The sequence below is a fragment of the Allobosea lathyri genome (genome assembly GCF_900108245.1).
Lineage (GTDB): Bacteria > Pseudomonadota > Alphaproteobacteria > Rhizobiales > Beijerinckiaceae > Allobosea > Allobosea lathyri.
Window position 1 is genome coordinate 135,979 of the sequence record NZ_FNUY01000002.1, and the last position, 14,538, is coordinate 150,516.

Annotated in this window: 12 protein-coding genes; 8 read left to right on the plus strand and 4 right to left on the minus strand. The window is 65.2% G+C overall.

The window, feature by feature from the left end; translation table 11 throughout:
• The first annotated feature begins 116 nt into the window (after positions 1-116).
• The 5 genes from C4S73_RS05055 to C4S73_RS05075 all read left to right on the plus strand — a co-directional run bounded on the left by C4S73_RS05055 (position 117) and on the right by C4S73_RS05075 (position 7,130).
• On the plus strand, positions 117-2,936 hold the full coding sequence (locus tag C4S73_RS05055; RefSeq protein ID WP_103871826.1) for a valine--tRNA ligase: 2,820 nt from the start codon (positions 117-119) through the stop codon (positions 2,934-2,936).
• 240 nt (positions 2,937-3,176) lie between these two features.
• A complete protein-coding gene (locus C4S73_RS05060; RefSeq protein ID WP_146071279.1) occupies positions 3,177-3,731 on the plus strand; it encodes a YqaA family protein in 555 nt (184 codons plus the stop codon).
• 294 nt (positions 3,732-4,025) lie between these two features.
• Positions 4,026-5,756 (plus strand): dihydroxy-acid dehydratase, encoded by a 1,731-nt coding sequence (gene ilvD, locus C4S73_RS05065; protein ID WP_103871407.1) that lies wholly within the window; start codon positions 4,026-4,028, stop codon positions 5,754-5,756.
• A gap of 64 nt (positions 5,757-5,820) precedes the next feature.
• Positions 5,821-6,693, plus strand: coding sequence for a tetratricopeptide repeat protein (locus C4S73_RS05070; protein ID WP_244595443.1), 873 nt, complete (start codon positions 5,821-5,823; stop codon positions 6,691-6,693).
• Between the two features lie 65 nt (positions 6,694-6,758).
• Positions 6,759-7,130 carry a hypothetical protein gene (locus C4S73_RS05075; protein WP_103871409.1) on the plus strand — a complete coding sequence of 124 codons (372 nt, stop codon included), beginning with the start codon at positions 6,759-6,761 and terminating at the stop codon, positions 7,128-7,130.
• 30 nt (positions 7,131-7,160) lie between these two features.
• On the opposite strand, the gene xth is transcribed toward C4S73_RS05075, so the two are convergent.
• A complete protein-coding gene (xth, locus tag C4S73_RS05080) occupies positions 7,161-7,946 on the minus strand; it encodes an exodeoxyribonuclease III (protein ID WP_103871827.1) in 786 nt (261 codons plus the stop codon).
• Between the two features lie 171 nt (positions 7,947-8,117).
• Entirely contained in the window at positions 8,118-8,564 is a 447-nt protein-coding gene (locus C4S73_RS05085; protein WP_103871410.1) for a BA14K family protein, read from the minus strand.
• A 247-nt stretch (positions 8,565-8,811) separates the two neighbouring features.
• Here C4S73_RS05085 and C4S73_RS05090 point away from each other — a divergent pair, with 247 nt between their 5' ends.
• The gene (locus C4S73_RS05090; protein WP_103871411.1) at positions 8,812-9,387 is read left to right on the plus strand and encodes a TIGR00645 family protein; all 576 of its coding nucleotides are present in this window, start codon (positions 8,812-8,814) and stop codon (positions 9,385-9,387) included.
• A 64-nt stretch (positions 9,388-9,451) separates the two neighbouring features.
• On the opposite strand, the gene trpE is transcribed toward C4S73_RS05090, so the two are convergent.
• Together trpE and C4S73_RS05100 are read right to left on the minus strand one after the other, a co-directional pair.
• Positions 9,452-10,987, minus strand: coding sequence for an anthranilate synthase component I (trpE, locus tag C4S73_RS05095; protein WP_103871412.1), 1,536 nt, complete (start codon positions 10,985-10,987; stop codon positions 9,452-9,454).
• Positions 10,984-12,909, minus strand: a complete 1,926-nt coding sequence (locus C4S73_RS05100; RefSeq protein ID WP_244595444.1) for a SurA N-terminal domain-containing protein — start codon at positions 12,907-12,909, stop codon at positions 10,984-10,986. Before C4S73_RS05100 ends, trpE begins: the two co-directional genes overlap by 4 nt.
• Positions 12,910-13,147: 238 nt before the next feature.
• On the opposite strand from C4S73_RS05100, the gene tpiA reads away from it, so the two are divergent.
• Both tpiA and secG read left to right on the plus strand, forming a co-directional pair.
• Positions 13,148-13,909, plus strand: coding sequence for a triose-phosphate isomerase (gene tpiA / locus C4S73_RS05105; RefSeq protein ID WP_103871413.1), 762 nt, complete (start codon positions 13,148-13,150; stop codon positions 13,907-13,909).
• Positions 13,910-14,051: 142 nt separating this feature from the next.
• A complete protein-coding gene (secG, locus tag C4S73_RS05110; RefSeq protein WP_103871414.1) occupies positions 14,052-14,450 on the plus strand; it encodes a preprotein translocase subunit SecG in 399 nt (132 codons plus the stop codon).
• The last annotated feature ends 88 nt before the right edge of the window (positions 14,451-14,538 follow it).

Sequence of the window (14,538 nt, forward strand, 5' to 3'; positions counted from 1 at the left end):
AATCGAAAACGTTGACGCGGAGCCCGTGCATGGGCTCTTAAGGCTCTCCAGACCTTTTGGCCTTTGATTTTGCGGCCGGGGCAGGTTCCCCGGCCGCCTTGCGTTCGAGCGAAGCGATGATGGACAAGACATTCGAGCCCGCAGCCGTCGAGGCGCGGGTCAGCAAGGCGTGGGAAGAGGCGCAGGCCTTCAAGGCCGGGCGCGGCGCTGCGCCGGGCGCAGAGCCCTATTGCATCGTCATCCCGCCGCCCAACGTCACCGGCTCGCTGCATATGGGCCATGCGCTCAACAACACCCTGCAGGATGCGCTGTGCCGCTTTGAGCGCATGCGCGGCAAGGATGTGCTCTGGCAGCCGGGCACCGACCATGCGGGCATCGCGACGCAGATGGTCGTCGAGCGCAAGCTCGCCGCCGAGAACAAGACCGATCGCCGCACGATGGGTCGCGAGGCTTTCCTCGAGGAGGTCTGGCGCTGGAAGGAAGAGTCCGGCGGCACGATCGTCAACCAGCTCAAGCGGCTGGGCGCGTCGTGCGACTGGTCGCGTGAGCGCTTCACCATGGATGAGGGCCTGAGCAAGGCCGTGCTCAAGGTCTTCGTCGGCCTGCATCAGCAGGGGCTGATCTACCGCGCCAAGCGGCTGGTGAACTGGGACCCGAAATTCCAGACCGCGATCTCGGACCTCGAGGTCCTGCAGATCGAGAAGTCCGGGTCGTTCAAATGGCAGCGCGGCGGCGAGGACGGCTTCGACGCCGCCAAGCTCGACAAGGTCCTGAGCAAGGATCCGAGCGGTCACCTGTATTATTTCAACTACCCGCTCGAAGGCGTGACCTATGACGCCGACGACGCTTCGACCTTCATCACCGTCGCCACGACGCGGCCGGAAACGATGCTGGGCGACACCGGCGTCGCGGTTCATCCGGAGAACGAGACGCTCGGCCATCTCATCGGCAAGAACGTGGTGCTGCCGTTGGTCGGGCGCATCATCCCGATCTTCGGCGACGATTATGCCGATCCCGAGAAGGGTACCGGCGCGGTCAAGATCACGCCCGCCCACGACTTCAACGATTTCGAGGTCGGCAAGCGCCACAAGCTCGACGTCGTCAACATCCTCGATGGCGAGGCCAGGATGCTTCTGGCCGACAATGCCGATTTCCTCGCCGGGGCCTCGCCGGAAAGCGAGACGCTGGCGCTGCACGGGCTCGACCGTTTTGCGGCGCGTAAACGCGTCGTCGCCATGATGGAAGCGCGCGGATATCTGGCCAAGATCGAGCCGCACGGCCATACGGTGCCGCATGGCGATCGCTCCGATGTCGTGATCGAGCCGTGGCTGACCGACCAATGGTATGTCGACGTCAAGCCGCTGGCGCAGCGCTCGCTGAAGGCGGTTCGCGACGGCCGGACCAAGTTCACGCCGGAAAGCTGGACCAAGGTCTATTACGACTGGCTGGAGAATATCGAGCCCTGGTGCGTCTCGCGCCAGCTCTGGTGGGGCCACCAGATTCCGGCCTGGTACGGCCCGGACGGCGAGGTTTTCGTCGCGGAATCCGAGACGGCGGCACAGGCATTGGCGATGGGCCATTATGGCGGCCCGGTCCAGCTTACGCGCGACGAGGACGTGCTCGATACCTGGTTCTCCTCGGCGCTATGGCCGTTCTCGACGCTGGGCTGGCCCGACGATACCGCCGAACTGAAGCGCTACTACCCGACTGCTACGCTGGTCACAGCCTTCGACATCATCTTCTTCTGGGTCGCCCGGATGATGATGATGGGCCTCAACTTCATGGACGAGGTGCCGTTCAAGGACGTCTACATCCACGCCATCGTTCGCGACGAGAAGGGCGCGAAGATGTCGAAGTCGAAGGGCAACGTCATCGACCCGCTGACGATCGTCGATCAGTATGGGGCCGATGCGCTGCGCTTCACGCTGGCGGCCATGGCGGCGCAGGGACGCGACATCAAGCTCTCGACCGCGCGCGTCGAGGGCTACCGCAATTTCGCGACCAAGATCTGGAATGCGGCGCGCTTTGCCGAGCTGAACGGCTGTGCCCGCACTGAGGGCTTCGATCCGGCTGCGGTGAAGCAGCCGCTCAATCGCTGGATCCTGAGCGAGGCCGCGCGCGCGGCCGAGGATATCGCGGCCGGCATTCCAAGCTTCAGGTTCAACGAGGCGGCGGGCGCGGCCTATCGCTTCGTCTGGAACCAGTTCTGCGACTGGTATCTCGAACTGGCCAAGCCGGTGCTGCAGGGCGAGGGTGTCGATGCAGCCGAGAAGGCCGAGACGCAGGCGACCGTCGCGCATGTCATCGACCTGATCTGCCAGCTCCTGCACCCGTTCATGCCGTTCCTGACGGAGGAGCTCTGGGCGCAGAAGGCAGGCGAGGGCGCTCCCCGCAAGCTCGCGGCCGGTGATGACGCTCTGGTCTGCCTGACGCGCTGGCCCGATCTGGAGATGTTGAAGGATGAGGCGGCCGAGGCCGAGATCGGCTTCGTCGTCGACCTGATCTCCGACATTCGCTCGGTTCGCTCCGAGGTCAATGTTCCCGCGGGCACGCAGGCGCCGCTGGTGCTGGTCAATGCCTCGGCGGCGACGCGGGCGACCATCGAAAGCTGGCGTCCGATGATCGAGCGGCTGGCGCGGGTTTCGGAGATCGCCTTCGCGGATGCGTCCCCGGCCCAGTCGGCCCAGATCATCGTGCGCGGCGAGGTCGCGGCCCTGCCGCTGGCCGGCATCATCGATCTCGATGTCGAGCGGACCCGCCTGACCAAGGAGATGGCCAAGCTCGACCAGGATATCGCCGTGGTCGACAAGAAGCTCGGCAATCCCGATTTCATGGCGCGTGCGCCCGAGGAGATCGTCGAGGAAAACCGCGATCGCCGATCCGCCGCCGAGGCGCGCAAGATCAAGATCGCGGAGGCGCTTACACGCCTGTCCTGAACGCCTTGGCCGGGTCGATCGCGGAGCACAGGCGCTCTGCGATCGACCCGTTCGGGCGACGGTCCTTGCCCGCGTCTTGTCACGACTCCGTCTTCAAATTGACCCTAGCGTAAGAGAGCGTTGGCATTCTCCAGCAGACCCGCTTAAATGCGCGGAACGCAGCTCCGCCATGCGTCCTCATTGCGGCCAGACAGGACCGGTTGTTCAGATACGATGCTCAAGCGAGCTTATGACTGGTGCGTGTCCTACGCATCTCACCCCGGAGCCCCCTGGCTGCTCTTCGCGCTGACCTTCGTCGAAAGTTCGGTCAGCCCGCTTCCGCCGCTTCCGCTGCTTCTGCCGATGTGCCTGGCGAGGCCGGATCGCGCCTGGTTCTATGCCGGCGTATGCTCGCTCGGCGCGGTTTCGGGCGGCTATCTCGGTTATGCGATCGGCGCGCTGCTCTATGAGTCGGTCGGCGCCTGGCTCATCGGCATCTACGGCTTGCAGGAAAAGGCCGCGCATCTGATCGCGACCTCGCAGGATTACTGGTTCTGGGTGCTGGTCACCAAGGGATTGACGCCGATCCCCTTCAAGATCGTCACGATCATGTCCGGCTTCCTGCATTTCGACATCTGGAAGTTCACGATCGGCATGGTCGTCTCGCGCGTCACCTTCTTCATGATGATCGCGGTCGCCCTGCGCTATTATGGCGACGACATCCGCATCTTCATCGAGAAGCATCTGCCGATGACGGCCCTGGCGCTGGTCGTCGTCGTGGTCGGCGGCTTCTTCGTGCTGCCGATGGTGCTCTAGCAGCGGTCGCTCGCTGCTCCCGGCCTGTCCAATTGTGACATCGCCGCAACATCCCTCCGGCATCGCGCTACTGGAGCCCGTCACCTGGCGAACCGCCGCGATGCCGCCACAAAGCGCGCCCAGCAGAGAGAGGCGATAAGTCTCTGACATATAGAAGAATTAAAGTCTGCCGTGCGAGGAGAAGGGTAAATCTTCTCCGCGAGGCGGTGGGGTGCAGATGTTGCACCCGGCTCGGCCTGCGTGGCACACCTGCCGCGCGCTCGCCAGGCGCAGGGTGGAACAGGAAAAAAGACGATGGATACGCGTGTGTTCGATAAGTCGAAGCTTCCCAGCCGGCACGTCAGCGTAGGCCCGGCACGCGCGCCGCATCGTTCCTACTACTATGCCATGGGCATGACCGCGAAGCAGATCGCGCAGCCCTTCGTCGGCGTCGCCTCGTGCTGGAACGAGGCTGCGCCCTGCAATATCTCGCTGATGCGCCAGGCTCAGGCCGTCAAGAAGGGCGTGGCATCGGCCAGCGGCACGCCGCGCGAATTCTGCACCATTTCCGTGACTGACGGCATCGCCATGGGCCATCAGGGCATGAAGTCGTCGCTCGCCTCGCGCGAGTGCATCGCCGACTCTGTCGAACTCACCATGCGCGGCCATTGCTATGACGCGCTCGTCGGTCTCGCCGGCTGCGACAAGTCGCTGCCGGGCATGATGATGGCGATGGTGCGCCTGAACGTGCCCTCGATCTTCATCTATGGCGGTTCGATCCTGCCCGGCAATTTCAAGGGCAACCCCGTCACCGTGCAGGACGTCTTCGAGGCTGTCGGCAAGCACTCGGTCGGCGCGATGTCGGACGAGGATCTGCAGGAGCTTGAAGAGGTCGCATGCCCGTCCTCGGGCTCGTGCGGAGCGCAGTTCACCGCCAATACCATGGCCACCGTCGCCGAAGCGATCGGTCTGGCGCTGCCCTATTCCTGCGGCGCGCCGGCGCCCTACGATATGCGCGACACCTTCTGCTACACCGCCGGCGAGATGGTGATGGAGCTGATCGCCCGGAACATCCGCCCGCGCGACATCGTCACCCTCAAGGCGCTGGAGAATGCCGCGACCGTCGTTGCGGCCTCCGGCGGCTCGACCAATGGCGCGCTGCACCTGCCTGCGATCGCGCATGAATGCGGCATCGATTTCGATCTCTTCGCCGTCGCCGAGATCTTCAAGAAGACGCCCTACATCGCGGACCTCAAGCCGGGCGGGAAATACGTCGCCAAGGACATGTTCGAGGTCGGCGGCATCCCGCTGCTGATGAAGACACTGCTCGACCATGGCTACCTGCATGGCGACTGCATGACCGTGACCGGCCGCACCATCGCCGAGAACCTCGCCTCGGTGAAATGGAACGACAAGCAGGACGTCGTGCGCGCCGCCGACAAGCCCCTGTCGCCCAATGGCGGTGTCGTTGGTCTCGAAGGCAATCTGGCGCCTGAAGGGGCGATCGTGAAGATCGCCGGCATGACCGCCGAGCAGCTCGTCTTCTCCGGTCCGGCCCGCTGCTTCGACCGCGAGGAGGACGCTTTCAAGGCGGTCAGCAATCGCGACTACAATGTCGGCGACGTCATCGTCATCCGCTATGAGGGCCCCAAGGGCGGGCCTGGCATGCGCGAGATGCTCTCGACCACCGCAGCCCTCTATGGCCAGGGCATGGGCGACAAGGTCGCCCTGATCACGGACGGGCGTTTCTCGGGCGCGACGCGCGGTTTCTGCGTCGGCCATGTCGGGCCGGAAGCGGCTGTCGGCGGCCCGATCGCGCTCATCCGCGACGGCGATATCATCGAGCTCGACGCCATCACAGGAAAGCTCGCTTGTCGCCTTTCTGATGCCGAACTTGAGGAGCGTCGTAAGGCCTGGACGCCGCGCAAGACCGACTACAACTCCGGTGCGCTGTGGAAATACGCGCAGACGGTCGGTTCCGCCAAAGGAGGGGCCGTCACCCACCCCGGAGGCGCGGCCGAGACCCATTGTTATGCGGATATCTGACGCAATCATTGCAGCACTCTTCCTGATCCTGGGCGGCCAACAGGCTGTTTGGGCTCAGGATGTCGTGAACGGACGCGCGCCGCCGATCCCGCCGCGCCCGATTCCCGGCATTGCTCTGCCCGAGCCCGAGGATGCGCCAGCACGCGCGCCCGGGGGCGCGACGATTGCTCCTTCGCCAAGCGGCCCAGCCGCCCATACGGCGCTGCCGCTGGTTCCCTTCAGCAGCGCGCGCGACGCGATCCGCGCCTGGATGCGCGATTCCTCAGCCGGCGATCAGGTCGGGGCGGTGCGAGCGCTGGAATATGCCGCCTCGCAGGGACATCTGACCGCACAGTTCAAGCTGGGGCGGATGTATGCCGGTGGCGAGGGTGTCTCCACCAACGATCTCAAGGCGTTCGAATACTTCTCGAAGATCGCGGACGAGAACGCCGACGCCATTCCCGGCACGGCCGATGGCCGTATCGTCGGCAGTGCCTTCGTGGCGCTCGGCGGCTATTTCATCGACGGCATCAAGGGCAGCTATGTTCAGCCCAATGCCGATCGTGCCTTCGACATGTTCCACTATGCAGCCTCCTATTTCGGCGACCCGGAAGGCCAGTACAATCTGGGCCGTCTCTACATGAAGGGGCAGGGCACGCGCCGCGATGCGCGTCAGGCCGCTCGTTGGATGAAGCTGGCCGCCGAGAAGGGCCATGCGCCCGCAAGGGCCGTCTTCGGCGACATGCTGCTGCGTGGTGGCGAAGGCGTGCCGCGCCAGCCGGTGCTTGGCCTGATGTGGCTGTCGCTGGCGCGCGAAGGCGCCGATCCGGGCCGGGAAAGCTGGATCATCGAGCGGCATGATGCAGCTTTTGCCGCTGCCTCCGCCCCCGACCGCACGGCCGCGCTCGCTCTGGTCGAACGCCAGCAGGTTGCCGGAAGCCGCAGCCCCGAGCGCTGAGCGCCACTGCATCCACCTTATCATGCCACGCGTAGTCCCGAGCAGATCCACAGGGACTGTCCGCGATGCGCAATGCCAATCTTGTCCGACTGCTCAGCGCTCTGCTGGCCGGGCTCGCCGTTTCAACGGTCGGTGCTCAGGAGAATTATGAAACCTGGGCGCCACTCGCCGATCCGTTTCCCAGCACTGGTGGCAACGGAATCATGATTCACGACTACGATCCGGTCGTGACCGACGGCACATGCACGACAAAGTTCCGTGCGGTCGAGCCCAATGGCACGACCTATCACAACAGCATCACGTTCGAGGCGGTCGAGGTGCAGGGCGGGGTGCTCTGCACCCACGGCAAATGGCGTTCGGCTGATGGCAGCGCGACGGGCACGACGCCGTTTCGCGTCTTCATCAAAGGCGGGTTGAAACGGGGCTCTGCCGACTAGGGACGCGCAGATGGCGAAGGCCCCGCTGCCTCAGGCGGCGCGCAACTCCACCATCACCGGCACATGATCAGATGGCTTGTCCCAGCCGCGGACGTGCTTGACGATCGACACGCCGTCCAGCCTGTCGGCCGCCTGCGGCGAGAGCAGGAGATGGTCGATGCGGATGCCGTTGTTTCGCTGCCAGGCGCCGGCCTGATAGTCCCAGAAGGTGTAGAGACCGCCATCATCGGTCGTCGAGCGCAGGGCTTCGGTCAGGCCGAGATTGAGCAGGCCGCGAAACGCCGTGCGCGTCTGGGGCAGGAACAGCGCATCATGGACCCAGGCGGCGGGGTCGCGGGCATCGCGCGCCTCGGGGATGACGTTGTAATCGCCCGCCAGCACCAGCGGCTCCTCCTGTGCGAGCAACATGCGCGCATGGGCGGTCAGCCGTCGCATCCAGCCGAGCTTGTAGGGATATTTCTCGGTATTCGGCGGGTTGCCGTTGGGCAGATAGATCGTGGCCAGCCGCACCACGCCATTGCCGAGCGGCAGGATGCCTTCGAGGTAACGTGCCTGCTCATCGGCCTCATCACCCGGCAGCCCGCGCCTGACATCCTCGAGCTTGACGCGGCTGATGATGGCGACGCCGTTGAAGGTCTTCTGGCCGTGGGTCTCCACATGCCAGCCGGCCTCCTCGATCTCGCTGCGGGGAAAGTCCGCATCGACGCATTTGATCTCCTGCAGGCAGAGCGCATCGGGCTCAGCCTCCTTCAGGAAATCCAGGAGGTGGCCGAGCCGCTGGCGGACGGAGTTGACGTTCCAGGTGGCGATGCGCACGGGCGGCTCCGATTCAGACGAAGCTGAGATAAGCGGCAGGATCGCTGCCATGGCAACCCCGTTCAAGCCAAAGGTTGGCAGGAGCAGGCTGGCAGGAGCGGGTCTGCAGTTACAAAAAACCTCCCCGCATCGCTGCGGGGAGGCTGTCGGTCGCGAGGACAGTGCCCGGTCTCAGGGGCAGGCGCGGACCACGCCGCCATTACCGATATAGGTGCCGGTTTCCGGGTCGTAGCTGCGGAAGCGGCGCGAGCAATAGGCGATCGCATCTGCGTCAGGCGAGGCATAGACCGGGGCGGGGGCCGGATAGACCGGGACCGGATCGTAGTAGCGCGGCTGCGCTGCGAGAGCGCCAACGGCAAGCGCGCCAAGCGCGCCTGCCGCGATGCCGGCGCCGACGGCCGCGCCGCGGCCGCCACGATAATAACCGCCGCGATAGCCGTAACGCGGGCCATAGCCGTAGCCATAGCGGCGATACTGCACGGTCTCGACGAGATCAGTCCCGCCCTGAGCGAGCGCAACGGCAGATCCGGCCGTTGCCGCAATCGGCGCGGCCGAAGCCGGCGCGGCGATCAGGGTGCCCGCTGCGAGAGCCGCCGCGATGGTCAGGGTCTTGATCATGAGAAATCTCCTCCTCTCCGAGGTGAGAGGAACGCCGGATGTTCCTCTATTGTGACATAACCTACGCAGTCCGGACGTATCAGGGAAGCGTGACGTACGATATCGGCGAAATTTCGGCCCTCAATCGCGCCGGAGCCCAATCTATCCGTAGACTCATGCCCGTGCTTGCGCGTTTCGCACTTGCACCCCATTTAGCCTGCTCGCAATTTTTCGTCGCATCATTCATTCGAAGGACCCCGAACAGCCCATGTCGCACCCTGGCGAAACTCCCCGGATACCTGCCATCGCTCAGGCCATGCGGCCGTTGCCCTTTCTGATCTTCAGTTCACGCTGGCTGCAGCTGCCGCTTTATCTCGGCCTGATCGTGGCTCAGTGCGTCTATGTCTTCCTGTTCCTCAAGGAGCTCTGGCATCTCGTCACCCATGCCACGTCCTTCGGCGAGCAGCAGATCATGCTTGTGGTGCTGGGCCTGATCGATGTGGTGATGATCTCGAACCTGCTGATCATGGTCATCATCGGCGGCTACGAGACCTTCGTCTCGCGGCTTGGCCTGCAGGATCATCCCGACCAGCCGGAATGGCTGAGCCACGTCAATGCCAGCGTTCTCAAGATCAAGCTCGCCATGGCGATCATCGGCATCTCGTCGATCCACCTGCTGCGGACCTTCATCGAGGCCGGCAATATCGGCAGTGCCGGCCGCACGACGGACTATACCGAGACGGGAATCATCCTGCAGACGGTGATCCATGTCGTCTTCATCTTTTCGGCCATCGGCATCGCCTGGGTCGACAAGATGACCGTGCCGACCGGCAAGGGGCATTGAGGCGCCGCTGATCCGGAGATGCGCTCCCGTCCGCGAAGGGGCGGGAGCCGATCTTCAGGAGAGGTTACTGGCCTCGGCCAGCCCGCGCCGCGAAACGGATCGCTTCTTCGGCTGCCCTGAACAGGGCCTTGGCCTTGTTGACGCATTCGGTCTGCTCGGAGGCTGGGTTCGAATCGTAGACGATGCCGGCGCCGGCCTGGACATGCATGCGCCCGTCCTTGACGATAGCGGTGCGCAGGACGATGCAGGTGTCCATCTCGCCACTGGCGCCGAAATACCCGATGCAGCCGCCATAGGCGCCCCGCGCATCGCGCTCCAGCTCGTCGATGATCTCCATCGCCCGGACTTTCGGCGCGCCCGAGACCGTGCCGGCGGGGAAACCGGCCGATAGCGCCGCCAGTGCATCATTCTGCGGATCGATCTCGCCTTCGACATTCGAGACGATGTGCATGACCTGGCTGTAGCGCTCGACGAAGAAGGAATCCGTCACCTTCACCGTGCCGATCTTGGCCACGCGGCCGACATCGTTGCGGCCGAGATCGAGCAGCATCAGGTGCTCGGCGCGCTCCTTGGGATCGGCCAGCAGCTCCTCAGCAAGCGCGTTGTCTTCGCCCACCGTCGCCCCGCGCCGGCGCGTGCCGGCGATCGGGCGGATGGTGACGGTGTCGTCACGCAGGCGCACCAGGATTTCCGGGCTGGAGCAGACGATCTGGTAGTCGGTGAAATCGAGATAGCAGAGGAAGGGCGCCGGATTGACCCGCCTCAACGCCCGGTAGAGCGCGAAGGGTGACAAGGCGAAGGGCGCCTCGAAACGCTGCGAGAGCACGACCTGGAAGATGTCCCCGGCGCGGATGTAGTCCTGCGCCGTCGCGACCATGTCGTGGAATTCGGCCTCGCTCGTATTCGAGACGATAGCCGGCTCGGGCAGGTTGGCGACGTCGATGGCGGCTTCCAGGGGCAGGGAGCCCTCCAGGGCCCGCACGACCGCCTCCAGCCGCTCCTGGGCGCTCTCATAGGCCGCGCGTGCCGCTATGCCCGGCTGGTGGCGCACGGGCGTCACCACATGGATCTCGTCGCGGATCGAATCGAACACGACCATCAGCGTCGGCCGGGTGAGAATGGCGTCGGGCACGCCGGTGCCCGTCTCCTTCGGCTCCGGCAGGCGCTCCATCAGGCGCACCATGTCGTAGCCGAGATAGCCGAAGACGCCGGCCGCCATAGGCGGCAGGATCTCGCCCGTCGGTTGCGCGCCATCGGGAATGGCGCTTTCGTCCAGAAGCGCCCGCAGGCTCTCGAAAGCCGGGCGCGGATCGGCCAGGAAGCTGTCGCCCAAAGCGGGGCGGCAGAGCGAGGCTTCGCCATGATGGCAGCGCCAGATCAGGTCGGGCTCAAGGCCGATCATCGAATAGCGCCCGCGTACCGCACCGCCCTCGACGGATTCCAGCAGGAAGGCCGGCCCCGTCGTGGCATGGCGCAGTTTCAGGAAGGCCGCGACCGGCGTTTCGCAATCGCCAACCAGGACCTGGCGCAGCAGTTGCGGCGTGCGGGCCTCATAGCCTTGCGCGAACTGCTCGAACTCCTGAAAGGGCTGAGCCGTCAATTCTGCGCGCCTCCGGTGGCATTGCGGAAGGCCGTCTCGTTGATGCTGACGCCGAGCTCGGACTGACGCTTGCCGACATATTGGGTCAGGATGTCCTCGCTGACGCTCGAACCGAGCAGGCGGGCGAAATTCTCGGCCTCCTGCGTGGTGCGGGCGTAGCTCGGCACAGTCGCCGAATCGACCTTGAACAGGATGCGCCCGCCATCGGCGCCGGCGGCGGAGTTGCCCGCGGAGTTGCTCTGGCCGACAACGGTGCCGAAAATCAGGCTCACCACATTGCTCGGGAGTTCGGGGCGCTGATCCTGGCGGCCAAGATCGGCCGCCTGCTCGATGGTCAGCCCGGCCGAGGCCGCGACAGCGTCGAACGCTTCGCCCTTGTCGAGCCGCTCGACCAGTTCGCGGGTCTTCGCCGACAGCCGCGACGCGACTTCGTCGGCACGCCATTGCGCCTCGACCTGCGTCTTGACCTCGTCAAAGGTCCGCTCGCGGGCCGGGTCGATCTTGGTGACATCGAACCAGACATAGCCATTGTCGCGAGCTACGCGGATGGCCTCGTTGTCGACGCCGATATCGGAGCGGAAAATCGCCTGAACGGTCGCCTCGGCGCCGGGCAGGGCCGGCTCCTGCGAGCCATTGGCGTTGCGCAGGGCGGCATCGACAGGGCCTAGCGTGCGCAGCGGCAGGTTGAACTCCCTTGCGATCTCCGCCAACGGCTTGGCCGACGCGCGCTGATCCTCGATCTTGTCGTGCAGTTCGGTGATCTGGCTCGATGCCCGGCTGGTCGCGAGTTCCGTCCGGACCTCGGCCGCGACCTCTTCGAACGGCCGCACGTGTTCCGGCGTGATCGTCGTGACACGGAGCAGAACGGGCCCGAACGCGCTCGTCACAGGCGCGCTGACGGCTCCCTGCGCCAGCGCGAAGGCGGCTTCGCGCACGATGGGGTCGAATACCTGGCTGCGCGTGAAGGTGCCGAGCGTCAGGTCGGCGGCCGCGACATTGCGCGCGGTCGCGATTGCGTCGAAGGTTTCGCCGGCATCGATCCTGGCCTTGGCGGCCTGCGCCTCCTCGGCATTGGGGAAGGTGATCTGCTGGATGGTGCGCTGCTCGGGCGTTGTAAAACGCTGCGCCTTGATCTCCTCATAGCGCGCCTTGGCATCGGCATCGCCGATCTTGCCGGGATCGGCGAGGGTTTCCGCCGAGATCGCGAGCACGTTGGCCGTGCGGTATTCGGGCGCGCGGAACGCGGTCTTGCGCTCGTCGAAGAACGTCTTGAGCTGCGCTTCGGTGGGCGCCGCGATCTCGCCGACGGCGCTGGCGGGAACATGAGCGAAAGTGATCGCACGCTTCTCGTTGCGCAGGCGATGACCGAGTTCCTGTAGGGCGCCGGGCGCTGCGACGGCGCCGACGACCATTTCGGCGATCTGCTGGCGCAGAATGGTGGCGCGCTGCTCGCGCACATAGACCTGCTCGGTGAAGCCGTTCGAGCGCAGCAATTCGTTGAAGCGGGCCGCGGAAAAATTGCCGGACGCGTCACGGAAGACCGGGTCGTCGAAAATCAGATTGCGGATGGTCTCGTCCGAGACCGCCAGACGCATGTTGCGGGCCGTCTGGTCGAGCGTCGCCTCGGTCACGAGCCGCGAGAGCACCTGCCGGTCGAGGCCCAGCGCACGCGCCATGTCGGGCGTGATCTGGCGGCGCTGCTGGCGCGTCAGATTCTGGATCTCGTTTTGATAGGCGGTGCGCATCTGCTCCAGCCCGATCTCGGTCTTGCCGACCCGGGCAACGGAATTGCGGCCATAGCCCTGGAAAATATCGCCGATGCCCCAGATCGCAAAGGAGAGGATCAGGAAGCCGAACATAACGGTGATGATGAGCTTGCCTATGAAGCTCTGCCCCGCTTTGCGGATGCCCTGCATCATCATTGAAGCTGTCTTTCCCTGATCCTGATGCGCGACGGATCTCCCCGTCCACGCTTTTTGTCGGCGCTGCTTATAGGAACCGACGGCGCAAGCCGCAATCACCGCTGTGAAATCGTCTCCAACTGGCTGGTGACGATCGCGAGATCGGCCTTTCCGTGCCGATCGCTTCCGACGGAAAAACCGGTTTCCACTTTGCGGTATCATGCTCTAGAGCCGACGCATCACTTTTTGGAGGTGCGACGTGACGCGCAGCATCAGGCCCCTCGTGGCCGGCAACTGGAAGATGAACGGGCTGAAAGCCGACCTCGCCATCGCGGTCGAGGTTGCCAAGGGCTATGATGCCGGGCTGAAGGCCGCGGTCGATCTCGCGATCTGTCCACCCTCGACGCTGCTCTATCCCGCGACTGCAGCGCTGATCGGTTCGCGCATCGCGACCGGCGGCCAGGATTGCAGCGTGCAAGTCAGCGGCGCTTTCACCGGCGAGGTTGCCGCCGCGATGCTCGCCGATTCCGGCGCGGCTTTCGCGATCGTCGGGCATTCGGAGCGGCGCACGCTGCATGGCGAGAGCAATGCCACGGTCAAGGCGAAGGCCGAGGCCGCACAGAAGGCTTTGCTCGTGCCGATTGTCTGCGTCGGCGAGACGAAGGACGAGCGCGAGGCCGGCAAGGCACTGGCTATCGTCAAGAAGCAGCTTCGTGGATCGGTTCCCGAAGGCTCTACGGCCGCCACGCTGGTCGTCGCGTATGAGCCTGTCTGGGCGATCGGCACAGGGCTGACGCCGACGGCAGCGGATGTGGCGGAAATGCATGAGGCGATCCGCGCCGAGCTGGGCCGGTTGCTGGGCAAGGCGGCCGCCGCGGGCGTGCGCCTGCTCTATGGCGGCTCGGTCAAGCCCTCCAATGCGGCCGAGCTGATGAATGTCGCCCATGTCGACGGCGCGCTTGTCGGCGGCGCCAGCCTCAAGCCCGACGAGTTTCTGGCGATCGCGCGCGCTTGCGTCTGACCTCGCGCCGTGACGATGATGCAATTGCCGGGTGGTGTGTCCGGCAAGCGCGTGTTATGTGCCGCGCCGAGTTCGCCGAGAGCGAGCAAGAGGAGCGGGCAGCCCTTGGCGGAGGCCCGCGCCGTACCCATTTCGTGAGACTATGCAAAACGTCCTCATCGTCATCCATCTGATCATCGTGGTCGCGCTCGTCGGCGTGGTCTTACTGCAGCGCTCCGAAGGCGGCGGCCTCGGCATGGGCTCGGGCGGCGGCGGGGCCGGCGGCTTCATGACCGGTCGAGGCCAGGCCAATGCCCTGACCCGCGCCACCGCGATCCTGGCGGGCGCCTTTTTCCTGACTTCGATCGTGCTCGCCGTCATGGCGAATCGCGGCCGCGTGCAGCGCTCGATCATCGATGGCGCGCCGGGCACGAGCGCTCCTGCCAATCCGGGCGGGCCGAGCGCTCCCAACGCGGGCGGCGTACTCGACCAGCTTCGCCAGATGCAGGCGCCAGCGGGGGGCGCGCAGCCGCCGACACCGCCGGCAGCGCCGCAACAGTGACGAAAAGGGCAGGGGCCGGGAAACCGGCCCTTCTCTTTTAGGAAGGTTGCCGGGAAACCGGCCGTTCTTTTTTGAGAGGTGCGCCGGG